The 23,090-nt window shown below is 53.9% G+C and carries 25 protein-coding genes, 1 tRNA gene and 1 riboswitch; of the genes, 8 read left to right on the top strand and 18 right to left on the bottom strand.

Annotation, left to right across the window (positions count from 1 at the left end):
* Nucleotides 1–69: 69 nt before the first annotated feature.
* The 5 genes from AYW79_RS03065 to AYW79_RS03045 form a co-directional block, all read right to left on the bottom strand.
* Nucleotides 70–146, bottom strand: a tRNA-Pro gene (locus AYW79_RS03065).
* A 56-nt stretch (nt 147–202) separates the two neighbouring features.
* Entirely contained in the window at nt 203–1,456 is a 1,254-nt protein-coding gene (locus AYW79_RS03060) for an MFS transporter (RefSeq protein WP_067561436.1), read from the bottom strand.
* A 108-nt stretch (nt 1,457–1,564) separates the two neighbouring features.
* Nucleotides 1,565–2,107 carry a GNAT family N-acetyltransferase gene (locus tag AYW79_RS03055; protein ID WP_067561374.1) on the bottom strand — a complete coding sequence of 181 codons (543 nt, stop codon included), beginning with the start codon at nt 2,105–2,107 and terminating at the stop codon, nt 1,565–1,567.
* Between the two features lie 63 nt (nt 2,108–2,170).
* Entirely contained in the window at nt 2,171–2,785 is a 615-nt protein-coding gene (locus AYW79_RS03050) for a class I SAM-dependent methyltransferase (RefSeq protein ID WP_067561370.1), read from the bottom strand.
* A 3-nt stretch (nt 2,786–2,788) separates the two neighbouring features.
* The gene (locus tag AYW79_RS03045) at nt 2,789–3,430 is read right to left on the bottom strand and encodes an alpha/beta family hydrolase (protein ID WP_067561369.1); all 642 of its coding nucleotides are present in this window, start codon (nt 3,428–3,430) and stop codon (nt 2,789–2,791) included.
* Nucleotides 3,431–3,669: 239 nt separating this feature from the next.
* On the opposite strand from AYW79_RS03045, the gene AYW79_RS03040 reads away from it, so the two are divergent.
* A complete protein-coding gene (locus AYW79_RS03040) occupies nt 3,670–4,491 on the top strand; it encodes an ABC transporter permease subunit (protein WP_067952744.1) in 822 nt (273 codons plus the stop codon).
* Nucleotides 4,492–4,578: 87 nt separating this feature from the next.
* Here the strand turns inward: AYW79_RS03040 and AYW79_RS03035 are convergent, their stop codons facing one another.
* From AYW79_RS03035 to AYW79_RS03015, 5 genes are all read right to left on the bottom strand, one after another.
* Nucleotides 4,579–5,349 (bottom strand): SIMPL domain-containing protein, encoded by a 771-nt coding sequence (locus AYW79_RS03035; RefSeq protein WP_067561367.1) that lies wholly within the window; start codon nt 5,347–5,349, stop codon nt 4,579–4,581.
* A gap of 143 nt (nt 5,350–5,492) precedes the next feature.
* Nucleotides 5,493–6,173, bottom strand: a complete 681-nt coding sequence (locus tag AYW79_RS03030) for a geranylgeranylglyceryl/heptaprenylglyceryl phosphate synthase (protein ID WP_067561432.1) — start codon at nt 6,171–6,173, stop codon at nt 5,493–5,495.
* Nucleotides 6,174–6,202: 29 nt separating this feature from the next.
* Nucleotides 6,203–6,493 (bottom strand): YerC/YecD family TrpR-related protein, encoded by a 291-nt coding sequence (locus tag AYW79_RS03025; RefSeq protein WP_067561362.1) that lies wholly within the window; start codon nt 6,491–6,493, stop codon nt 6,203–6,205.
* A 20-nt stretch (nt 6,494–6,513) separates the two neighbouring features.
* A complete protein-coding gene (locus AYW79_RS03020) occupies nt 6,514–6,957 on the bottom strand; it encodes a Fur family transcriptional regulator (RefSeq protein WP_067561361.1) in 444 nt (147 codons plus the stop codon).
* A 102-nt stretch (nt 6,958–7,059) separates the two neighbouring features.
* The gene (locus AYW79_RS03015; RefSeq protein WP_231877754.1) at nt 7,060–7,269 is read right to left on the bottom strand and encodes a helix-turn-helix domain-containing protein; all 210 of its coding nucleotides are present in this window, start codon (nt 7,267–7,269) and stop codon (nt 7,060–7,062) included.
* 103 nt (nt 7,270–7,372) lie between these two features.
* Here AYW79_RS03015 and AYW79_RS03010 point away from each other — a divergent pair, with 103 nt between their 5' ends.
* The 3 genes from AYW79_RS03010 (at nt 7,373) to AYW79_RS03000 (ending at nt 10,041) form a co-directional block, all read left to right on the top strand.
* Nucleotides 7,373–7,960, top strand: a complete 588-nt coding sequence (locus AYW79_RS03010) for a GNAT family N-acetyltransferase (protein WP_067561360.1) — start codon at nt 7,373–7,375, stop codon at nt 7,958–7,960.
* 61 nt (nt 7,961–8,021) lie between these two features.
* Nucleotides 8,022–9,470, top strand: coding sequence for a proline--tRNA ligase (gene proS / locus AYW79_RS03005; protein ID WP_067561359.1), 1,449 nt, complete (start codon nt 8,022–8,024; stop codon nt 9,468–9,470).
* A gap of 142 nt (nt 9,471–9,612) precedes the next feature.
* Nucleotides 9,613–10,041 (top strand): helix-turn-helix domain-containing protein, encoded by a 429-nt coding sequence (locus tag AYW79_RS03000; RefSeq protein WP_067561358.1) that lies wholly within the window; start codon nt 9,613–9,615, stop codon nt 10,039–10,041.
* Here AYW79_RS03000 and pepF read toward each other — a convergent pair.
* The 6 genes from pepF to AYW79_RS02970 form a co-directional block, all read right to left on the bottom strand.
* Nucleotides 10,027–11,835 carry an oligoendopeptidase F gene (gene pepF / locus AYW79_RS02995; RefSeq protein WP_067561356.1) on the bottom strand — a complete coding sequence of 603 codons (1,809 nt, stop codon included), beginning with the start codon at nt 11,833–11,835 and terminating at the stop codon, nt 10,027–10,029. The genes AYW79_RS03000 and pepF overlap by 15 nt on opposite strands.
* An 86-nt stretch (nt 11,836–11,921) precedes the next feature.
* A complete protein-coding gene (locus AYW79_RS02990) occupies nt 11,922–12,743 on the bottom strand; it encodes a Cof-type HAD-IIB family hydrolase (protein WP_067561354.1) in 822 nt (273 codons plus the stop codon).
* Nucleotides 12,744–12,811: 68 nt separating this feature from the next.
* The gene (locus AYW79_RS02985) at nt 12,812–13,075 is read right to left on the bottom strand and encodes a hypothetical protein (protein ID WP_067561352.1); all 264 of its coding nucleotides are present in this window, start codon (nt 13,073–13,075) and stop codon (nt 12,812–12,814) included.
* Between the two features lie 2 nt (nt 13,076–13,077).
* Nucleotides 13,078–14,739 carry an ABC1 kinase family protein gene (locus AYW79_RS02980; RefSeq protein ID WP_067561351.1) on the bottom strand — a complete coding sequence of 554 codons (1,662 nt, stop codon included), beginning with the start codon at nt 14,737–14,739 and terminating at the stop codon, nt 13,078–13,080.
* A 126-nt stretch (nt 14,740–14,865) separates the two neighbouring features.
* Nucleotides 14,866–16,089 (bottom strand): CCA tRNA nucleotidyltransferase, encoded by a 1,224-nt coding sequence (locus tag AYW79_RS02975; protein ID WP_067561350.1) that lies wholly within the window; start codon nt 16,087–16,089, stop codon nt 14,866–14,868.
* 29 nt (nt 16,090–16,118) lie between these two features.
* A complete protein-coding gene (locus AYW79_RS02970; protein WP_067561349.1) occupies nt 16,119–17,195 on the bottom strand; it encodes a M42 family metallopeptidase in 1,077 nt (358 codons plus the stop codon).
* A 97-nt stretch (nt 17,196–17,292) separates the two neighbouring features.
* Between AYW79_RS02970 and AYW79_RS02965 the strand changes: the two genes are divergently transcribed.
* From AYW79_RS02965 to AYW79_RS15760, 3 genes are all read left to right on the top strand, one after another.
* Nucleotides 17,293–18,486: an MFS transporter gene (locus AYW79_RS02965; RefSeq protein ID WP_067561348.1), complete on the top strand. Its 1,194-nt coding sequence runs from the start codon at nt 17,293–17,295 to the stop codon at nt 18,484–18,486.
* A gap of 135 nt (nt 18,487–18,621) precedes the next feature.
* Nucleotides 18,622–18,787: riboswitch (M-box (ykoK) riboswitch) on the top strand.
* A 204-nt stretch (nt 18,788–18,991) separates the two neighbouring features.
* The gene (locus AYW79_RS02960; RefSeq protein ID WP_082806609.1) at nt 18,992–20,338 is read left to right on the top strand and encodes an NRAMP family divalent metal transporter; all 1,347 of its coding nucleotides are present in this window, start codon (nt 18,992–18,994) and stop codon (nt 20,336–20,338) included.
* Nucleotides 20,339–20,368: 30 nt separating this feature from the next.
* Nucleotides 20,369–20,542 carry a hypothetical protein gene (locus AYW79_RS15760; protein WP_179123200.1) on the top strand — a complete coding sequence of 58 codons (174 nt, stop codon included), beginning with the start codon at nt 20,369–20,371 and terminating at the stop codon, nt 20,540–20,542.
* A gap of 132 nt (nt 20,543–20,674) precedes the next feature.
* Here AYW79_RS15760 and AYW79_RS02955 read toward each other — a convergent pair whose 3' ends face one another.
* On the bottom strand, nt 20,675–20,998 hold the full coding sequence (locus tag AYW79_RS02955) for a thioredoxin family protein (RefSeq protein WP_067561347.1): 324 nt from the start codon (nt 20,996–20,998) through the stop codon (nt 20,675–20,677).
* Between the two features lie 41 nt (nt 20,999–21,039).
* Between AYW79_RS02955 and AYW79_RS02950 the strand changes: the two genes are divergently transcribed.
* Complete coding sequence (locus tag AYW79_RS02950; protein WP_067561344.1) at nt 21,040–21,486, top strand: hypothetical protein; 447 nt, start codon at nt 21,040–21,042, stop codon at nt 21,484–21,486.
* 60 nt (nt 21,487–21,546) lie between these two features.
* On the opposite strand, the gene AYW79_RS02945 is transcribed toward AYW79_RS02950, so the two are convergent.
* Nucleotides 21,547–22,971, bottom strand: a complete 1,425-nt coding sequence (locus tag AYW79_RS02945) for an NAD(P)/FAD-dependent oxidoreductase (protein ID WP_067561343.1) — start codon at nt 22,969–22,971, stop codon at nt 21,547–21,549.
* Nucleotides 22,972–23,090 lie beyond the last annotated feature (119 nt).

Raw genomic sequence — 23,090 nt, 5'->3', positions numbered from 1 at the left:
ACGCTTAAAAATAAGAAGAAGCCCGCTTCTGTAAACAAAGAAGCTGTTTACTGAGCGGGCCATGCACAATGGTCGGAATGACAGGATTCGAACCTGCGGCCTCACGGTCCCGAACCGTGCGCTCTACCAACCTGAGCTACATTCCGTCGACGTTGACTACTATACCACCTTAAAAAGTGGGGCGTCAAATGAGCGGGAAATTCTAATTGAATCGACGGACGGCCGGTACGGACATGGTGATGACCGTGATCATCACCATAAAAAGAGACGCAGCCCAGACGGTGTGAATCCCGCCCACGCGCGAGGCGAGCCACCCGATCAGGACATTGCCGACGGGCAGAAGCACCCACGAGCCGAAATAATCAAGGCTTGCAGCGCGTCCGTACGCCTCAGGGGCTACCAACTCTTGCATGCTTCCCTCCCACACCACGCCAAACATCATGGAACCCGCACTCGCCACGGCCATGATTGCCATGAGCATCCACGTTGTATGCGCGAACGTAAGTCCAAACAGCGCCAATGCGTTGGCGGCCAAGCCGCCGTACGCAAGGTACGCCCGATGCCCCCACTGTCTTTTGCGGCTATAGACGAACGCCGCGGCGATGGCGCCGACGCCCGAGGCGCTGCTCACGAGACCATAGGTGAAATCTGAAAGATGCAGATGGACTTTGACAAGCCACGGCACGAGGATGGTGGCCAGCCCCGCGCTCGCAATGCTTAAAAAGGCGAACGCCACAATCGTGATCCACAGCCACGGATGCTTCCGGAGTTCATGGTAGCCACCGAGCAGTTCATGAAAGTAGCCGCGCATCCCTGTCCCTTGTAGCGACGCCGCATCTTTCTGCGGAGGAGGGATGCGCAAAAAGAGCAGACTGACGACCGACGCGAGCAACATCAATGCGTCAAGCAAGAAACCGGCGGCAGGCGTTGCCAGGCCAACAAGTGCTCCGCCGAGCGCAGGGCCGAGAAGGCGCGCGCTCTGTATAGTGATCTGCGTGAGCGAGATGGCCGCACTGCGGATCTCCGGCGTGAACACCTGCTGACGCGCGCCCGAATAAGCCGGATTAAAGACCGCTTCCATCGCTCCATACATCAGCACAAAGACGCCTAAGATGCGCGTGTCCATCAGTCGCGCCACATAGAGCATCGCGAGCACAACAACAAGCAGCAAGCGCACGACGTCCGTGACCATCATGGCCTTGATTCGAGAGATCCGGTCTGCAAGAATTCCGGTAAACGGCAGCAGCACAACTTGCGGCAGCATAAAAAGACCCATGATGATCCCGAGTTGTACCGTAGAATTCGACGTGTGAAACACCGCCAATGGCAACGTGACCCATAATACTGAGTCGCCAAACTGAGACAGCGATTGGCCGAGCCACAACGCTGTAAAATTGCGGGATTGGCGTAGCGGGCTGAACAGCCCCGAGGTGTGGCGCGCTGCGTCGTTGTGCATTGATGGTGCTGATGGTGCGGGGGTTAACGATTCGATGCTCATTTCCTCATTTCACATTCCATAAATGCGGCGTTGCAGCGATGTGGCAAAATGATGCGACCCATCCGTTCAAGCCTTCCAATCCTGCGCAAGCATGCCGTAGATCACGTGATCAACATAATGGTCATACAACCATTCGGCTTGCCGTCTGCATCCTTCATTTTGAAATCCCAACCGCTCAGGAATGGCCCTGCTCTTCAGGTTTTGAGGAGCGACCCGTATTTCAACACGGTTCAATCCGTACTCCTTGAAAAGGATGTCAATAAGCGCACGGCAAGCGTTTGTCATGATGCCTTTGCCTTGAAACCTCTCACCCATCCAATACCCGATACTCGTCAGTCGATTCGACCCATGGATGTAGTGGAGACCGAGGACCCCCGCGAGTTCGCCGCGATACCATATTCCCAGTTCACCACCGTTGTTGGATGCGTATTGTTGCAACCCACCCTGGATGAAATCTTTTGTGTCCTCGACGGCGCGCGTCCCGTCCACAAAAGGCAGCCATTCCCGTAGATAACTGCGCGACTGGTCTAACAGGGCAAAGAGCGGATCCGCATCTCGGATTTCCAACAACCTCATTTGCGTGTCCGCATTGACGCTGTAGCTAAACATGATCCCATTCCCCTCTTTTCACCTCGAACCAACAGAATACACGGTTTCACCCACCATTTTCTATCAACGCCTTAAAACCATCGCTTGAAAATGCAAGATTTCGTTCCCATAGTCGATCGTCCTGAACGATTCTAACGTAAAGAAGCGGCGGACCGTTTCCTGGATGGCCGCATCCGTATGAAATGAGAAGAAGCGTTTTGGATCATAGCGGTCCGCCTCCCAGACGCCCTCAAAATCCATCCCGCCATACACGCCAAAATAAAAGAGTCCACCCGGTTTGAGAACTCGCCGCACTTCCGCCAGCACACCCGGCAAATCCCTCTTTGGCACGTGCAGCAGACAATTGATCGTCCACACCCCGTCAAAGTGCCCATCCGGAAACTGCAGGTCACTCGCGTCCATCTGCTCTGCCGAAAGTCCTTTCTCACGGCAGAGCAAAACCATTTCGCCTGACAGATCAGTCGCTGTGACCAACAATCCATTTTCTTCAAAAAACATGCTGTCGCGCCCCGTCCCCGCGCCAATCTCTAGCAGTTTCGCCCTATTCTCACGCTGCAAACGCGAAAGGAACATGTTGCGCTCCGCGAGTTTCCAATCGTCTTTGACGACTTGGTCTCGTTCCTTCGCATAGTGGTCATAGGTTTCTTTTAAGCGACGTTTCCACACCGATTCTGCCAACCCTCATCCCCCGTTCCCATCCTTCGCGTTTCTTAAAAAATCCTCGCATAAGGTAGCCGTCTGACCCAAAATTCGAATCGATTCGCTGACATCCTCCGTTTCTAACGCGTGATTCGCACCTGCAATGACGGATACGTCCACGTTGGAGCGATTCGCAATGTGGGGGATATCCGTTGCTTCAAACAGGGGATCGCAATCCCCCACAATGACAAGCGAACGTTGCGTCTCTTGAATAAACGGAATCACAGGTTTTAACGGAGTTAGAAACACATGACTCCCCACGGAAAAGGAAATCTTCTGAGCAACACTTGCTTGCACCATCGTCCCCAAACTCTTCCCTATAAATGTAACCTCACGATATGAATCTGGCATCACTTGATCCATTGCGTCAATCGCCTCCGAAACCAACACATCAAGATCATCCATTCGTAAATCCGTGCGATTCGCCTGATACCCATACTCGATGCCAAGCACATCATAACCGGCAGAGAAAGCAGATTTTGCTGCATACCACATGAGCGGAGCAGATTGCGGATACTCTCTGCCCGGAAACAGCACGGCGAGCTTTGAAGATTTCTTCGCGTGCTTTTGAAACAGATGCTTAACCGGGATTTCACCCCAACGTGTGGGCCTTTCAAATGCCACTTCCTCCACCACCTTACCGAGTTTCGCAATTTTCCAAAGCCTAAAACAACCTATCCCATTTGCCTTATTATAGACTCCATTACTCTTTGCGCGCACAAAAGAATTCACAACACTTGACACCCGTTGGAGCGAAGAATACGCCAATCGTGACCATGCGGTCACTCTTCCGAATGAAGGTCATTCAGTTCTATTCGAGGTGAATCAAATGCCTTCGCCCCAAGCGGGACTGACGATGGAGCATGTCATTTCCGCCGTCACCTGGATCGCGCAAGGACTTGATGCTCAAATCCAATCTAAGAACCGTGCTGGGTTACGGGTGTGGGATCGTTTTTTACGAGTTGATCTTCATCTGGATCTACCCTTCGATCGCGAAATCCGCTGCGCTGAACACGCTTTTAAAAAGTTTGCCTCAAGGCTGGGTCAATCTCGTCGGCTATCAATCCGGGGTTACAAATGTGAGCGACTTTTTGGCGGGGGAGTTTTATGGTCTCATCTATATCATCATCATGGCGATCTTCACAGTCGTCACCGCCACTAAACTCGTCGCACACATGGTCGACAACGGTTCTCTTGCGTATCTGTTGGCGACGCCTGTCGCACGCGGAAACATTGCACGAACACAGGCTGCGCTTTTGGGACTCGGGATCCTGTTCATCGGAGCGCTCTCTACCCTCGGAGGACTGCTCGGTGTTCACTTATTTCTTCACGACACACACCTGAATCCGCTTCATTTTATCGAACTGAACGTCGTTGGCGCACTCTTGTTTCTCGTGATTGGCGGCTACAGCTTCATTTTTTCGTGTCTCGCCAAAGACGAACGAACCGCACTCCGTGCGTCAGTGATCCTCACGCTCGCCTTCTATCTGCTAAACACGGTTGCCAAACTGAGCCATATGTTTTCGTGGCTAAATCACGTCACAATCTTCGCCGCCTTTAACGCGCAAAATCTCATCCATGGAAGCGGAGACTTTTCTGCTATCGCAAGCGGCCTCGCTGGCGCATCCATTGCCTGTTTTGCAATCGCAATCGTCGGGTTTCGCAAGCGACAAATGTCCCTCTAATTGCGTACGCCGCTTTCCCAATTCCATGAAAAAGCCGAGAAGGCGCGCGAACGGCCACTCGATTTTTCATGGTATCATATGCACCATTTAACCCTGAATCAACTGGTACGTCACCGTGACTTGCGAGCTGACATAGTTTTGCGAATTTCCGCCATAGCCATACGTCGTGCTGATACCGCCGAGCGATTGATTCGGCAGTGCGGGACCGTTCATAACATTTGTATTGACAGGCGCCGGAGACGTCACGCTAACGACAGATCCGACCGTTGCGCCAACGTCACTCGCCAGTGTCTGCGCCTGACTCTTCGCGTCAGCCAGCGCCTTGGCAAAGAGCTGCGTGCGAATCGTCGGGAGATTCATCGGTGCGTATTGAACATTGGAATACACGTTGCTCACGTATCCTTCTGTAAGCGTCGACAGACAGTTCATCACTTTGGGAAGGAGACTCGCCGATGCAACCGTCACGTTGACATTCAAATTCCCTGATTCATTCGACATATTTCCATTGTTATTGATCCCTTGAAACAGTGTCGAGATATCCCCTTGTGGAATGCCCAAGTGACGGAATTCCTGCGTCAACTGCCCCGCGATATGCGCCTCGTCGCGGGTGACCGCAAGCACCGTTTGATCATTGATGTTCATACTCATATTCACTGTGGCAACATTGTCTGTGGAGTACACACCGGCGATGCCTGTCACCGTAATTGTATTCGGCGTCTGCGTCGCAGTCGTTGTCGTACTCGAAGGCGTATTGCCCATTCCCATTGCGTGCGCCCCGAGCACCAGTGGGCTCGTGACGCCACCCACCAAGAGTGCCACCGTAATCGCCCCGCCAACCATCCAATTGCGTTTTGCCACACGTGATCTCCCCTTTGATCCGCTTATAGAATCACTAGACTCACACATTCAGCCTGCAATACGGCCGAACGTTTCAAGCATTCATCCTATAGACGGTAGAGCGCTCTCAAGGTTTCACGCGATGGCCTGAATTTACGCACAAATCACGTTGTGCAGGTTGCCTTCAAAAATCGAGTAAGCCCTTTCTCATAGAGTACATTGCCAACGACCACCGTATCTGCAAAGCGCTTCATGATCTCCATTTGCTCTAAGGTTTCGATTCCGCCGCCATAGACGAGATGGATATGCGGAAACGCGCGCTTCACACTCTGTAGCACGCGCACATCGCCGAGCGTCCCGCTGTATTCAAGGTAAAGCGCTTTCATTCCACAAAGTCTCGTCCCATATGCAGCGTACGCGAGAACATCCTCAAGATCTCTCGGTATCTCCGCTCGCGCACGCCTCGCCACAGCGCACGCCTCATTCATCACCACGTACCCAATCGATTCACATTTGTCCCACGGGATGACGGAGCGATACAAGCGTAACGCCTTCACATAGCTTCGCGCGAAAACGTCGATGTCGAGTGCGTTTAAAACGATCGGGAACAGGTACCCGTCCACCCCAAACGCAATGCCATTGTCTGACGACACCTCTTGCCAGATTGGCCTTCGCACCTTTCGCGCGCGAAGTGCAAGCGCGAGATCTGTGGCGTTTCGCGTCGTCACGCCCCATGTCCCGCCAAGGATCAGCGCATCAACGGGCGCCTTGCACGCTTGATCGAGCATCGCCTCCGTGTGTGCGCGATCCGGGTCGAGCTTTAGCAGTCTTTCCCATGAATCCATATCTTCCTCCGTGTCACGCACGAAACCGTCTACTCTTTCATGCGATCGAGCACCAAATGATATCCGTCTGATCCATAGTGTAGACATCGTTTGACGCGGCTAATCGTCGCGGTGCTCGCGCCCGTCTCCGCCTCAATGTGACTGTACGTAAGCCCACCCCGCAACATGCGGGCAACCTCAAGCCGCTGTGCGAGTGATTGCACCTCGCCGATTGTGCAGATGTCTTCAAAAAAGCGATAACACTCGTCCAGGTTTTCTAAGAGAAGGATCGCCTCAAAGAGTTGATCCGTCGAACGATCCCGTATGCGGTCGAGTTGCATCACACCCATCCCCCTTCTGTTCAGTCTCTCTTCTCTTTGGACGATTCAGACGTCGACTGACAGTCAGAACAGTAGCCCAACACCTCAAAGCGGTGTTGCAAGACGGTGAACCCTGAGGGCGCACATCCGACCGCTGGCATCGGGCAGTGATCGAGCATGATGGTTTTTCCGCACATGACACAGATATAATGATGGTGATGGCCATTTTGGCAAGCCATTCGGTAGTGCGCTTCCAACTCATCAAAACGGGATTCTTCAATGATGCCTTCGTCGCGCAACGTCTTTAGATTGCGATAGACCGTTTCAAGACTGAGTGTCGGGTACGATTCGCGAAGATGGTCAATCAATTCGCGCGCCGTCACATAGCGATTGTTTCGCAACAAAAAATCGAGGATCTCTCGACGTTTACCCGTCAAGCGATACCCGCGATCTTTTAACGTTGTCATGTACACATCTGTTTGCATGGGAAGCCCTCCCGATCCTATTGTACCCTCATCCCTTTCGGGATGGCAATGGATGCGGGACGTTGGGAAACGTGCAGCATAAGAAGGAGGTGTGCGGACTCATCACGAAGAGGAATCCGTCCACAATTCATCGATGGTCATGTCAAGCGCCTGGGCAATTCGCGTCAATTTATCGATATGCGACCCACGAGACCCCGCTTCAATGGCGTAGATGTAGCTCACAGAGACGCGGGAGCGAAGCGCCAACTCCTGGACAGACATGCCAATCTGTTTTCGTCGTTCCTTCATTCGTGCGCCTAGCCCGCTTTTCAAGGGACACCTCCTGAACGGCACAACCCCAATTCACTGTGGATTGCATTCTTCTTGTACTCCACCCAGATTATACAATTGCATAATTCAATTATACAATCGGGGATTGATAAAAATCACTAAGAAATCACACGCCATTTCACGTCACCTGCGTCCCTTTCAACTGCATGACGCGCGCGCGCTCTATCAACAATGCGTCGATTTTTATGGGGGGGTCATTCCTGACTCTGTTCGACGCTATGAATGGCCATTTTGCGATGAATTCGCAGCGCTTGACTACGGCGTGAGTCTTCTCGCGAACACCGTCGATGATCTGCCTGGGGCGTACGCTTACGTCGACGACGATGACCACTGCATTGCACTCGTCAGTGTGAGCTTTTACGAGCGAAGGGATCGCAGCGTGCTACTCGGTACCTACCTGACCCAACGCATTCGCCAAAAAGGGTTCCATCGGACGGTCAAGACAGCCCTTTTCACGCAACTCGCAGAGCATGTGGACACGTATTACTGCATCGTCAGCGCGGCCAATCCATATGCCATTCGCGCCCTTTTGCAGATGGCCGCCGAACAAATCTCCGAACAAGCAGTAATCTGCGCCATTCCTTTGCGAATACAGCTTGAACACGCGTTGCAACAGCCCGCCGCGCTCTTTCGTCTCGAGCCTCGTCAATGGACGGATTGCTCTGCGAAATAACCAGAATCTGATATACTGTTTGGAAACCGCTTTATTGTAGGACAGCGATCAGGAGGACACGATGGCTAAGGAAAAGGAATTTGTAAAAGAAATCACGCCACAAGGGGAGGATTTCTCCAAATGGTATATCGAAGTCATCACGAAAGCGCAGTTGATGGATTATTCGCCTGTGCGTGGATGTATCGTATTTCGACCAGACGGCTTTGAACTGTGGGAAGCCTGTCAGCGAGAACTCGATCAGCGTTTTAAGGCGACGGGTCATCGCAACGCGTATTTTCCCCTGTTTATCCCAGAAAGTTTTTTTGAGAAAGAGAAGGAACACATCGAGGGATTCAATCCTGAACTGCCGTGGGTCACTCAGGTGGGCGATGACAAACTGGAAGAGCGGCTCGCCGTTCGCCCTACATCCGAAACGATCATCGGACACATGTACAGCCAGTGGATTCAGTCCTATCGCGATCTCCCACTCCTTCTCAACCAGTGGGCGAACGTCGTGCGCTGGGAAAAGCGCACACTGCCTTTCATACGGACAAGCGAGTTTCTGTGGCAAGAGGGGCACACCGCTCACGCGACAGCGCAAGAGGCACAGGAAGAAACCCTCCGGATGCTCGACGTCTACACCGAGTTTATGGAGGAAGTCTTGAGCGTGCCTGTTATCCGCGGGCAAAAGACACCGTCAGAAAAATTTCCCGGCGCCGTTGCCACCTATTCGATCGAAGCGATGATGCGCGACGGAAAAGCGATTCAAGCAGGTACGTCACACAATCTTGGTCAAAACTTTGCAAGCAGTTTCAAAATTGAATTCCTCGACAAAGATAACGAGCGAAAACTGGCGTACACCACATCGTGGGGCATGAGCACCCGCATTCTTGGCGCGCTGATCATGGTGCACGGCGACGACCGCGGGCTGCAGTTACCTCCGCGCATCGCACCAACGCAGATGATGGTAATACCGATTGGACCTGCGAAAATGCGTGAACACGTTGTGCCTGCCGCGCACGAGCTTGTCGCGACGCTTCGCCAGGTCGGTTACCGCGTAGGCATCGATGACCGTGAGGACGTGAGTCCTGGCTGGAAGTTTAACGAGTATGAGATGCGCGGCATCCCGCTGCGCATTGAACTCGGGCCGCGCGATCTCGCCGCCGACCAAGTCGTTGTGGTGCGCCGCGATACTGGCGAAAAGATACTCGTCCCTGTTCAGGAACTGGTGGAACGCGTGCGCGAACTGCTCGATGTGATTCAGCGCTCCCTGTTTGATCGCGCGCGCGCGTTTCGCGAGGAACACAGCAGTCCTGTCGAAACGATGGAGGCGTTGCAAGAGCGCGTGCGCGAGGCGCGCGGATTCGCCTTGGCAGGATGGTGTGGTGACGAAGCTTGTGAGGCCGCCGTCAAAGAGCAAACCGGAGCGACAAGCCGCAACATACCTTTTGATCCGCCCGTTCATCAAAAGACATGCGTGCATTGTCAAAAGCCGGCAACCCACACGGTGTGGTTTGGGCGGGCCTACTGACAAACCCGAATCAAAGACAGAACGAGATGCGAGGGATGCGCTTGTGCGCCCCTCGCTTTTTCATGCAGTTGCACTTCATCATTACACATTTGTATAATAGCGAAAGATCCCCCGAAAAGGAGGAAATGTCATCAAATCGACGGTGCAATTTGACGGAAGCCGCCTCAAAGCGTTGCGGCATAAACACGGATACACGCTGGCCGACCTTTCGCTGCGCAGCGGAGTCTCTCTGAGCCATATCTCACAACTTGAAAAAGGTGGCCGCAAGAGCCCTTCGATCGATTATGTCTATCGACTCGCCGAGGCACTCTCCGTCTCTATCTATGATCTTTTGCAGCAACACGACTCTCCGTTCCCGGAATTGCGCGACACGATCTCGATTGCGAGTGAAAGCGCCGAAAAGGCTTGGGATCGATTCTCCCAAACCCTGCGACCTGACACGCTTGAATTTATTCTGAGCCCAGAAGGCCCAACCTATATCGCGTTTGCCATGCGTCTGCGCGAGGTGCGCAAATCTCCAAAGATGCTCTTGCGCGCCGTCCATGAATTCCTTGAATCAGAGAACCTTTGACGCTTCAAGCGCATTCTCGAGTTCCCCGACAAGCCCACCGAAAATTTCCATGGCGCGTTGCACGATGGACGGATCGGTCATATCAAGCCCAGCCCTTTTTAACACATCAAGCGGATACGCGCTCGATCCACTCTTTAAGAAGCCAAGATACGCGTCAACCGCTCCTGGCTCCCCTTTGAGAATGCGATCCGCGAAGACGAGCGCCGCGCTCAGACCCGTCGCGTATTGGAACACGTAAAACTCATTGTAGAAATGAGGAATCCGCGCCCACTCATACGCCGCACGCTCATCCAAGTCATAGCGCGGTCCATAGTACTGTTGTGCCAGTTCGCCAAAGATCTTTGACAGCGACTCATGCGTCAACGCCTCACCAGATTCCACTGCCTGATGTGCCTTTAGTTCGTACTCCGCAAACTGCGTCTGCCGAAAGATCGTCCCCATGATCGTCTCAATCTGTTGGTCAAGCAGCGCCGCTTTCACTTGCGGGTCAGTCGATTCACGCAAGAGGTGATTAACGAGCAGCGTCTCATTGACCGTGCTCGCAATCTCGGCGAGAAAAATCGAGTAGTCACTGTACTGCGGCAACTGATGGCGCGAAGAGAGGTACGTATGGACACTGTGACCGAGTTCATGCGCGAGCGTCGAGACGCTGTTGTAGTCATCCTGATAATTCATGAGAATATAGGGTCGCGTGCCGTAAAATCCTGTCGAGTAAGCGCCGCTACGTTTTCCCTTGTTCTCATAAACATCCACCCAGCGCTCCGCTCTGGCGCGTTGAAGAATCTCCTGATACGCGGCGCCAAGCGGCGCCAGGCCTGTGAGAATCATCTCATAACCTTTCTCATAATCGTACCCGCTGAGATCCGCCTCGGCGAGAGACACCGTGCGGTCGTAGTGCGCCATCTTCTCGAGTCCAAGGACGCGCGCGCGCAAATCAGTGTAGCGATGAAGATGAGGAAGCCCGTGATGAACCCCTTCAAGCAGCGAATCGTACACACTGACCGGAATGTTATTGCGATGGAGCGAAGCATGCCTTGCCGACGCGAAGTCGCGCACATTGGCCATCGTAACGTTCCGTTTCACATTCGCCGCATAGAGTGTCGCAATTCCGTTTTTATGCGCCATGTATGTATCGAACAGTTTCGCGTACGCCTCATAGCGCACCCGACGATCCTTATTGCGCACATACACACCATAACTACCTTCGGAAACGGGATAGACGGCGCCATCCACTTCAAACGACCCAAAATCAAAATCTGCATTTGAGAATTGCCGAAACGCTTGCCCCGGTCCTGAGAGCGCATCCGAAAGACTCGCGAGAACCCCTTCCGTCTCGGCGGATCGTGTGTGCGCCTTTTGTCTGAGCAGATCATCGAGTGCATGCCGTTCTTCCGCGAGGCGCTCATCCGCGAGGTACGTCGCCCACGTCTCCTCCGAAAGAGCGAGCATCTCAGGAATGAAGAAACTCACGCGCTCGCCGTAGTGCGCGAACAAGGTGGACGCGCGGCTATTCATCGATTGCGCAGACGCGACCCGTGTGTCCTGATCCGATTTCATGTGTGCATACACGTGCAACCGCTGTAGCCGTTCAGTCACTTCAAGATTGATTTTCAAAAACTCGCTTACGCGCTCTGCGCCGTCAGCCAAATGGGCGCGAAAGTCGACAAATGGGTCATCTTGCAAAAGCGCCCGCAGCGCCTGGTACTCCTTCTCCCATGCCTCATCCGATTCGTACATCGCTTCAATCGACCACTTGAAGGCCTCTTCAATCAACTCACGATCCCGCACGGCCATTAAAACCCCTCCTTTATTGTTCACCTTCCTATGCTAATCTTTCCCAAAACAAAACGCTACGGTTTTCGGAACATTTTTGTCCATTTTCACGCGGTTTGCCCCGATAGGTTTTCGACAATCCGCTCCATCTCTATGGCCACCCCATCCTCATCATTCGTGCCGATAAAGCAATCATATGCGCGCAAAACACGCTCTTCTGCATTCGCCACCGCGTATCCTCGCCCAGCGCGGCGTAACATCTCAAGATCATTGTCGCCATTTCCGAAAGCAACCACATGGCTTGGCGCAACGGAGAGTTCCTTGATGACATACTCAATTCCCGTCCATTTGGTAACCCCTTTTGCTGTGAGATTGATGGAAAACAGTTCACCACAACTAATTTCATACGCATCCGTCTCCACAAGCATTTGAAGAAGGGAATCAAACGCTGCCTGATCAGGACAGCGCAGCGACAATTTCAGCACGGGCTGTGGCGCATCCAATAAAAAATTCGCGAGAACAGGGCGAGATGTCACGTCTTTGCGCTTTGCGAAGGCAGGATTCGAATGCGCTGAGAGCGCCTTTTCACTCACCACAAACCAGTCGGCCGTCATCAGGCAGTACGGGTAGCGCCGCGCCTCTAACAGTGCACACAGTTCTTTTAGCGGCTCTTCAAAGAGTGCCTGCTGCATGACGGTGCGACCTGTCCCGTCGACCACCTGTGCGCCGTTTAGCGTGATCACGTGTGCATTGACCCCAACCTGCTTTGCAATCGGCAATGTCGCTTGAAGAGAACGTCCAGTCGCCAGTGTGACATAGTGACCCCTTTCGCGCGTTTGCGAAAGGATTTTCAAGGTGCGTTCCGTCAAGCGTCCGTCTGTCGTCAGAAGCGTTCCGTCGATGTCCGACGCAAAAAAGAGTTTGGTCATGTCATCCTCCTAACGCGTGATGGCGTGGCGTGGCACACGAAATTCATGCTATTCTACGCATTGCGCGCTCAATCGTCATCGTGAGGACGTCGGTTGTATCTCTTCCAAAATCGCAACAACATGCGAAACGGAAACGGCAGGCGCAGCCCTACACGATCAGCTTGCTGCAAAAAGTTGAGAAATGCGCCCGACACGCGGCGACCGTCTCGAATGCGCTCGCGATCACCGTGAAACGTGAGACGATACCCATCTTCAAACCCTTCTACCCGAAAATCAAAAGGACCGCACGATCCATCCGCTTCCCGCATTACTTTTTCCCGTTTGTCAGACATCATCAAATCCCCTTTCTCAGTCGCTGTAAAAAGCGGTGATGCTTTCGTCGAATCTGCCACATGATCACAAGTGAGATCACGCAAATCAATCCAGTGCCGTCAAAAAGGCTCCACTGCTTCAAATCCCACGCGAGGTAGGCGCCGACACCAGTCAAAGCAAACACGATGAAGGAAAAGAGGTGATTGCGCAAATACGCCTGCTGTGTCAAGCGCTCATAGTGCTGACGCCTGTCTGCTTCGCGATTCCGTTCAACTGCGCGCAGCGAATCGGTCAAGAGCACCGGCAGTTGCACGAGTGGAGACGCCCAATCGCGAACCATCTTCAGCCAATTCAGGCCGTCTTCCTGCTCCTTCTTCGCGTCGCCTTGCGCATTCAGCCAATCCGTCACCACCGGTCGCGCAACTGCCACCAGGTCGATGCCAGGATCAAGAATGTGCAAGACGCCTACCAGCGTCGAGAGTGTGCGCCCCAAAAAGGCAAACTCGCTCGGCAGTTGGATCGGTTGCTTTTTGATTGTATTCTGTACATCGATTAAAACCCGTTCAAATGCAACGTCATCAAATAGCGGTGTGTTTTTTGAAGTATACGCGCGAAACAGCGTCATCACCACATCGCGCAGCGCCGCCTTATCTGCATGCGGCAATAAAAAACGCAAGCGTTCGAGGGATTCGACAATCTGATCCGCGTTTCCAAAAATCAACGCCTCGACAAACACGCGAATGGCGCGCGCGTCCTCATCGCGAATGGTTCCGATCATGCCAAAATCAATCAGAACGATTGTGCCGTCTTCGCGCAGCAAAATGTTACCAGGGTGCGGATCGGCGTGGAAACGTCCACCCTGAAACAACTGGATGGCAAAGCTGCGAACGAGCCGCTCAGCAATGACGTGCCGATCGAGCCCGTGCTCCTCGATAAAAACGAGGTCCGTCACCCTTGCCGACTCCATCCAAGACATGACAAGCACGGAGCGCGTCGAGTATCGCGCATAATACGTGGGGATCTCGATGCCTTCAAAATCGTGAAAGCGCGTCGCAAAATACTCCCCATTTGCAAGCTCTTTCTGAAAATCCATCTCATCGCCGATAATGCTGACCACTTGCTGATAAAGCGCGGGCAAATCGGCCATTTTGCCGAGCTTTGTAAACCGTTTCGTCAGAAACGTCACGATGCGCAACGCCTGAAAATCCGCGCGAATGATCCGTTCAATCCCCGGACGCCGAACCTTCACGGCAACCGCTTCACCGCTGTGCAGATAGCCTTTATACACCACGCCAATCGAAGCGGATGCGACAGGCGCCGCGCTGATGCGTTCAAGAACTTCCCCGTAGGCTCCACCCCACGCCGCGTCAAGCAGCGGGCGAACCTGTTCCCACGGCACCGTCGGAACTTGGTCGACAAGTGTGGACAATTCACGCAGAAATACGTCTGGGAGCAGGTCTGCTCGCGTACTCAAAAACTGTCCGAATTTAATCAGCAACCCCTGCAAGCGAATCGCGGTCTCCCGGTACGTCGCCGCCTGTTTGACGATCAATCTCTCGAAATGAGCGGACGTCTCTGCAGACCACGGTTGTCGATGGCGCTTCTGAAACCACCAGATTTGGAGAAAGAACGACACGGACATCCAGACGATGGCAACAATGCGATAGAGTGAAACATTAACCATAGATGCCATCCCTCAATTCTACGATACACCTATCATAGCGAAAAAGGGCGAATCGAAGTATGAACAAACCCCGACTTGAAGAAAGCTTTAAAAAGGAACGGTGCATTCGTCCATCTCCGTAAGCGTTCATAAAACGTCGACTGATCCGTCGCGCCCATAGCGTATTCCCATAACGTTCATTGCGTAGGCTACCCGCCGCTGCCCAATCCCCCTGCCCACGGCCGGGCCTGAAAGCGCCGGGTTTTCACGCATGACATCCTCCCCGCGAATCGCGCGCAACCCTTCTGCCACATCGAGTAGCCACGCATACGCCGTCCATCCTTGCGCGATTCCTTCGGCGACTGCGCGGATGTGCGCGTATTCGCGTATCGTCAGGCCACATCGCTCAAGCTTGCGAATGCGTTGCACTACACGCTCCGCGCGCTGATGCAAAGAGAGATTCTCTTCAAAAAGTGGTTGCCGTAAAAGGGTGGCTGCGGTCTTCCACAATTCTGGCACACGCATTCGTTGGCAGAAGGCGTGCGCATCCTCGTCACGTGCGAGGCTCAGCAAGACCATCGCAAAGATCGCCTCGTCAGAAAGCGGTTCTTGAAGCGCCTTCGTCGCGGTCGCGTCCGCCGCCAACAGATTTTTGAGGCGCTGAAACGTCTCTTCCTCGCCAAACGCCCCGAAGTGCGGGAATAGCGCAGACGCGTCGCGCAGCGCCTGAAAAAACCGCAGCGGCTGAGCTGTGCGCAAGGCCTTACGAAACTCGTCAAACACCCGCTCGACACTCAGCGTCTCAAGCTCACCCGTGAGCCTCTGCATCATCGCGCTCGTGCGCGGCTCAACAGAAAAAGAAAGTTGCGCCGCAAAGCGCGCCGTGCGGTATACACGTAGTGGATCCTCAGCAAACGCATCCGATACAGCGCGCAAAACGCGCCGCTTGAGATCGTCGAGTCCACCATACGGATCGTAGTGTTCATCCGTCAACACATCGATTGCCATCGCATTCACCGTGAGATCCCGGCGCACCAGATCTTCCGTCAGTGTCACTTCTTGCCCGAACTCTACGGCAAAGCCGCGATGCCCGCTTCCCGCTTTACGCTCGCGTCGCGCTAATGCCAATTCATAGACCCTGCCGCCGCTGCGCAGCCGATAGACGGGAAACGATTTGCCCACCGCAAACGCTTCCGGAAGCACGCGCGAAATCAGCTCATCATCGAATCCGACGATGCAGAAATCCTCGTCTTTTGCAGGCAATCCGAGGTACGCGTCGCGCACCCCGCCGCCAACGCGATACATCCGTCCACCCGCTTGTGCGATGCGCCGCGCGATGCCGCGAAGCTCGTCCCCTGTCTGTTCGCACATCGGCACACTTCCTCTCTGCACATCCCGACTCACGTATGCAAAAACGAAAATTCCTCAACCGAACTCATGGTTTCCATGAATCCGCGCAACAATCGATAACATCCGTTCAGATCGTTCAAATCGATCATCTCAATCGGAGAATGCGTGTAACGCGACGGGATGGAGATGACGCCAGAGGGAACCGCCCCGCCCTCCATGTGAAGTGCGCCCGCGTCGGTTCCAATGCCCGCAAACACTTCAGTCTGCACAGGAATCGCGCGCTCCCGCGCAACCCGCTCGAGCAAACGGCGAACGCTCAGGCTTCCGATGAGACTGAAATCCATCGCTTTAATCGCGGCACCCTGCCCTAACGCGAGACCGTGATCCACTGGCGCGTGTGGATAGGGCGTATCCGAAACGGCCGTCGTGTCGACAGCGAGCGCCACATCTGCGCGAAGCGCCGCCGCCGCCGCTTTGGCGCCGCGCAGCCCTACCTCTTCTTGCACGGAGAACAACCCCCACACCGTGCCGTGCAGTTGCGCGCGGTCAATCGTTTCAAGCGCTGTGAGCAAGACCGCGCACCCGGCGCGATCGTCAAGGGATTTAGAGGCGATGCGCGTCTCCCCAATGCGCCTCACAGACGGTTCATACGCCACCGCCTGACCGACGCGAATTCCCATCGCGTGCGCGTGCTCGCGCGATGTCGCGCCGCAATCCACATAAAGCTCGTGAAACTTAGGCGCCCGCGCTGGATCGTCATAGCGCAAAAAATGGACAGACAACGTCCCGACAACGCCAGGAACTTGTCCATGTTCGGTCAGCACGACCACATCCTGGCCGAGCACCGTACGCGGATCGTGCCCGCCCAACTGTTCAAGTCGCAAAAATCCATTCGCATCAATCGTCTTGACCATGAACCCTACTTCATCCATGTGTGCAGCGACGAGCAGTGTCGGGCCATCCTTTGCGCCCCTGACACCCACCCACACGTTGCCTAGCCCATCGATGCGACACTCGTCCGCAAACAACGTTGCGTGTTCATAAATCGCGCGCGCCACTTCATGTTCAAACCCACACGGCCCTGAGAGACTGAGCAGTTTAAAGAGGTTCAGTTCTAATTTTTCCATTGCGACAACCCCTTTAATGAATGTTCAAATAATCTCGTTAGATCATACCATGAGCCTTTCTCATTTCGAAGATATTGTGTACGATGGGTGAATCGCAATGCCTAACCGAGAGGAGCGAACCATGCAGCGCCTCAACCCGATTCTGCTCCCGATTGTCACCATGTTCTACTGGTTCAGCGTCTATACCTATGTCCCCATTTTTCCACCCTACTTAAATCAGATGGGCCTCAGTCTCACGGCGGTCGGCCTCGTGCTCGGCAGCTATGGCCTCACCCAGATGATCGTGCGCATTCCGATTGGCATCGCCGCCGATCGAACGGGTCGCCGCAAACCATACGTCATCGCCGGTTTGCTCGTTGGCACACTGTCAAGCGCTGGTTTCGCCCTCTTTCCAGCACCCGCACTCGCCCTGCTCTGGCGCAGCCTTGCCGGTGTGGCAGCTGGCGCGTGGGTCGCATACACTGTCATGTTCGCACGCTTCTTCTCGTCCGACGAGGCGCCGCGCGCCATGAGTCTGCTCAGCTATTACGCGAGCCTAGGACAAATGATCGCGATGCTGCTCGGCGGCATTCTCGCAGGTCAATTCGGCATCCATTTCGTTTTTGTCATCGCCGCGTGCGGCGGGGTCATCGGACTCTTCATCGCGCTCTGGCTTCAAGAAACGCCAAAACGCGCGACGGAAAAGCCCCCTTCCCTCTTGCGCATGGCCGCCGATCCACGCACGCTACGCGCATCGTTGCTCGCTGCGCTGGCACAGGCCGTCACGTTTACCACCCTGTTTGGGTTTACGCCCATAAAGGCGGCTCACCTACATGCAACCCACGCCCAACTCGGCGAGCTCACGGTGCTGTCAACGCTTCCAAACGCGCTCGCCGGCTATCTGAGCAGCCGCCCGTTTATGCAGCGCTTTGGGCCGCGCAAACTCGTGACGTTTGGATTTCTTCTCTCGGCAGTCGCAACGCTTGCAATTCCGTATTCGACCTCCATGATTTGGCTGTTTATCACACAAGCGTTTAACGGACTTGGCCAGGGCATCTGCATGCCTCAATTGATGGGGCTATCCATCCGCCACGTACGCGAAGATCTCCGCGCAACGGCGATGGGCTTCTTTCAAGCTGTCTACTCGATTGGCATGTTCGGCGGACCTGTTCTCGTCGGGCTCATCAGCCGCACAAGCGGGCTCCGCGGAGGATTTGTCGCGATCTCTCTCATCAGCCTACTCGGTGCGCTCGCGAGTTTTATCACGCTGCGCATCTATGAAACGAAGCCTTATCCGCGAACTTCTTCGTGAAAGCGTCACGCATCTCTATATTCACAATTCCTTAACACGCAGTAGGGCAAAAAAGGATTGACGAGTGCGTTTATGCATGGTATGAATACAAAGAGTTTACGAACCACAATACATTCGATACGCTACAATTGAGAGTCGAATCCTCGTTAGGCGAGGCTTCTATGCGGAAACACGCCACTGCCCGGAAACGTCGAGAGACGCCAATGGGTTGAACAGGTATTGCCGGACTAAGGCTTTACTTAATGTGGCTGAGTGAAAACTCTACGACGCATAGTGCTAAAGCTCAACAAGGGGGATGCGCGGTATATTCCCGTGTAAGAAAATCCCCCTGTTCATTCTACAGGGGGATTTTCTTTGAGTATCCGTAGGGAACACTCTTTCTGGGAGGTGATGGGCATGGAAAGCGGTCCTAGTATAGGCGATTTACAAAATCAGCTTCAAATTCAGCAACAATGCTTTGCATCGTTTTGCCATGCCCGTTAACCCAGAAAGGAGGATCTCTGCCATGATCCAACAACAAGCTGTTTACGTACGTTCCATTGACTCCGAAGATGCAGCGATCCGCGCGAAAGACCAAGCTCGAATTGACACACTCCGCCAAAAACGTGGATGGCTCTCAAGAATTTTACTTGGTTACGTCTTGATTGGCCCCGGCGTCCTCGTGATGATCGCAGACAACGACGCCGGCGGTGTGATCACCTATTCCCAAACCGGCGCAACCTACGGCATCGGATTCTTCATCCCCGCACTCATTCTGTCAGGCATCATCGCGTACATCGTGCAAGAGATGACCGTTCGCCTCGGCGCAGTGACACGCCGCGGTCACGCTGAACTGATCTGGGGACGCTACGGCGCTTTCTGGGGTTGGTTCTCACTCGTCGATCTTGTCCTTGCCAACATTCTCACGCTGATTACTGAATTTATCGGCATTACGCTCGGACTCTCCGTGTTTGGCGTACCGCACTGGCTGAGCGCCCTGCTTGCCATTTCGCTTGACGCCGTGGTGCTGCTTGTACTGCGCTACTACACTTGGGAGCGCGTCTCGCTCTGGATCGCGGCAGGCAACCTCATTTTTATTCCACTGGCGTTCATGGCGCACCCACACTGGTCGGTGGTCGCCGACGCGTTTGCCCACTGGCAGGTTCCTGGCGGCTTCACGCCGGCGTTCGTTTTTATCATCCTCGCAAACTTCGGAACGACGATTGCTCCGTGGATGCTGTTTTTCCAACAGTCAGCGGTCGTCGACAAGGGATTGACCGTGAAGGATATCCGCCACGGCCAGATGGATACTGCAGTAGGAACCGTCGCCATGGTCGCCGTTGCACTCGCGCTCGTAATCCTGACAGGAACGGTTGTCCACGGAATGAACGGTGCTTCCAATCTGAGCATCCAACAAATTCTCACTGTGATCGGACAGCGTTTGGGGAATACGGGAGAAACCCTCTTTGCACTGGGAATGGTCGAAGCGGGCACCATCTCGATGATCGCGCTGACGGCAAGCACATCGTGGGCGATGGGCGAAGCGTTTCACTGGCCAAAAAGCATCAACATGCCGGCGCGGCGCGCGTGGAAGTTTTATTTGCCGGGCATCCTCAGCGCAGTTCTTGCCGCAAGCATCGTTTTGATTCCGAATGCGCCGCTCGGTTTTCTCAACCTGACAGTGCAGGTGATCGCGTCGATCTTTATGCCAGCCGCGCTGCTCTTCTTAGTGCTCCTGCTGAACGATCGACACATTATGGGGGCTCACGTCAACCGCAAGTGGCAAAACGTTTCGGCCGTCGTGATTGTGGCACTTTTGGTTGGATTGAACGCTGTGTACGGACTATCGGTCGTCATGCCAAAACTCTTCTAAAATCCAAATCGCAATCGGGAGGTATGTACCATGCGTGAAAAAACATTTGAGACATTTTATCCAGAAAACGATCTGGAGCAACTTCCGCCGCTCGAGCGCGCACAGGTAAAAGGGTGGGTGAGCAGCGTATTTTGGGGGCTGCGAGTTTACATTCTCATCATGCTTGTTCTCGTCGTCATCGGCTTTTCACGCGGCTATATCTAATGATGAGCGTTCAAAAGGAGAGCGGGTGTGACACATGAAGCGTGGATCCTCACGCCACACTTCATGTGTCACACCCGCTCTACACCGTGTACGTTACGATGAAAGGCGCGGCGTGGACATAGCCTCCGGCCGTTACACGTCAAATGCGGATTGCAAATAAGATTCCACTTGTTGCTTTGATTTTGCGTCGCGGCTGTACAAGCGATTGACGAGCTTTGCGTGATCAAAGGCGAGAAAAGATGGAATACCAACGACCTCAAACTGCTCAGCGATCTCCGGCACCTCTTCACAGTTGATGCGCGCCATCGCGAATTGCCCCGCAAACTGATCAGCCCATGTGTCAAGGTTAGGCTCGATACGCTTGCAGTCTGTGCACCAATCCGCGTAAAATTCAATCACGGTTTTACCCGATTGAACCATGTCGTGAAACGCTTCAATCGATTTCAATTCTTTCATTTTCGCATGTCAATCCTTTCTTCTTACAAACGAGGTGTCCAATGAAGCTGGAAATCAGTGAAGAACAATACAAAAAGATGTTGTCGCTCGTCTTTCTTGGCGAGTGGGTCGTAAACGGCGCGCCAGAAGGTGGAGAAATGTATAAAGACCTGCTTGAGACAGCAGACGCGCTCTATGCCGCGGCGCCCGAATACGGCGCAGAAGATCTTGTGCAATACTGTGACGGATGCGGCGGCCACCACCCGACTCCCTTGCTCGAAGAAGCGCTCACCCCAATCATTGACGCATACGACGAGGAGACCTTCTGGGATGTATTATCTCACCATTTGGCGTATCGCGACACGCTTGTACAGTCAGCATCGGGTGAGGAAATCACCAAGGAGCAAGAGATGCGTCTTTGGCGTCGCAAGGAACAGTATGAACAAGAATTTCAGCGTCACGGCCTTGATCACGTCCGCTTGGTGTTTCACGGCGGAAAGAAAAAGTGACAAGCACTTCGCGCAAGGTCGCACGCTTGTGCTAGCACGTCAGCATGCTGTTCGGCAGCTTCAGAGCGAAGCGGTGATGTGGCGCGCGACATACACGCCGCTACTCGCCGCCTGCGCAATGCCGCGCGTTAGTCCAGGCCCGTCCCCCGCGCAGTACAGTCCCTCAATCTTCGTTTGCAGATGCGCATTTACCTCTGCGCGCGCCGCATAGAATTTTGCCTCTACCCCGTAAAAGAGTGTGTGCTCTTGAGCAATCCCCGGCGTGACGTGGTCAAGCGCCCTGATCATCTCGTGTAAAGCAAGCATCGTTTTATAAGGGAGAACAAGACCGAGGTCGCCTGGTACCGCTTCTTTTAACGTCGGCTCGACAAACCCCTCCGCCAATCGCTCACGCGTGCTGCGTCGTCCTTTCAGGAGATCGCCATAGCGCTGCACAATGATCGAGCCATCCGACAATTCATTTGCGTGCGTGCAGATTTGCCGCGCAAACTCATTCGGACGATTGAACGGTTCTGTAAACCGATGGCTCACAAGCAGCGCAAAGTTTGTATTGGACGAACCCATCGATGGTTCCTTATATGCATGCCCGTTGGCTGCCATAATTCCTGTGTGATTCTCAACGACCACATGTCCAGACGGATTGCTGCAAAAAGTGCGAACGCGCAGTCCTGTCGACGGGGAGTGATAGATAAACTTGCCCTCATAGAGGTGTTCATTGATTTCTTGCATCACGACGTTGGTCGTCTCGACGCGAACCCCGATGTCGACCTGATTGTTCGTCATTTTGACATGGTGACGACGCAATAATTCGGAGAGCCAGGTGGAGCCATCTCTCCCTGGCGCCAGCAAGACGTTTGGCGCACGCAACTCCGTTCCGTCGCGAAGCACAACCCCTTTTATGTGATTTTCATCTACCAAAATATCTTCTACAAACGAGCGAAAGCGCATCTCGATATGCTTTTCCAAATACGCAAAAATCTCGTTCATCAGACGCAGATTGTTGTCAGTGCCGATGTGCCGAACCTGCGCGCGCAAGAGCTTCAAGCCCGCCGCAACCGCTCGTCGCTCGATCATCGCCACTGCGGGCGTTGTAGGGTCGGTAATCGCACCGGGCGCGCCGTGCCCCAGATTGATCGCATCGACATAGCGAATCAGTTCCAGAACGGTTGACGACGAGAGATACTCCGTCAGATACCCGCCAAACTCTGAGGTGATATTGAACTTCCCGTCGCTGAAGCTCCCAGCGCCACCGGCGCCGTTGATCACACCACACGCAGGCCAGCAACTCGCATACGTTTTGATTTTGTTCGCAGGCGGACACTTATCAATCTTCAATTCCATGATTGGACAATGCCGATACTTCGCTTCGACGCCTTTATCGATCAGGAGCACCTTCGCGTGCGGCGCTTTTCTCGTAAATTCATACGCGGCGTACAGCCCTGCAGGACCTGCTCCCACGATGATCACATCATAATTCGCACTCATGGCATGCCTCTTTTCTGTTCCTGCATAGACATAAGGTCCGCAGAACAGAATACCAGTCTAAGAGAAAACGTCAAGGGGCAACCTGTTCCAATTCAGGCGAAATTCGCAAAGACATGCCC

Origin of the sequence: Ferroacidibacillus organovorans (genome assembly GCF_001642725.1) — a bacterium.
Taxonomy (GTDB): Bacteria; Bacillota; Bacilli; order Alicyclobacillales; family SLC66; genus Ferroacidibacillus; species Ferroacidibacillus organovorans.
The sequence above is the reverse complement of the archived record's forward strand: the minus strand, read 5'-3'. Positions and strand labels throughout refer to the sequence as shown.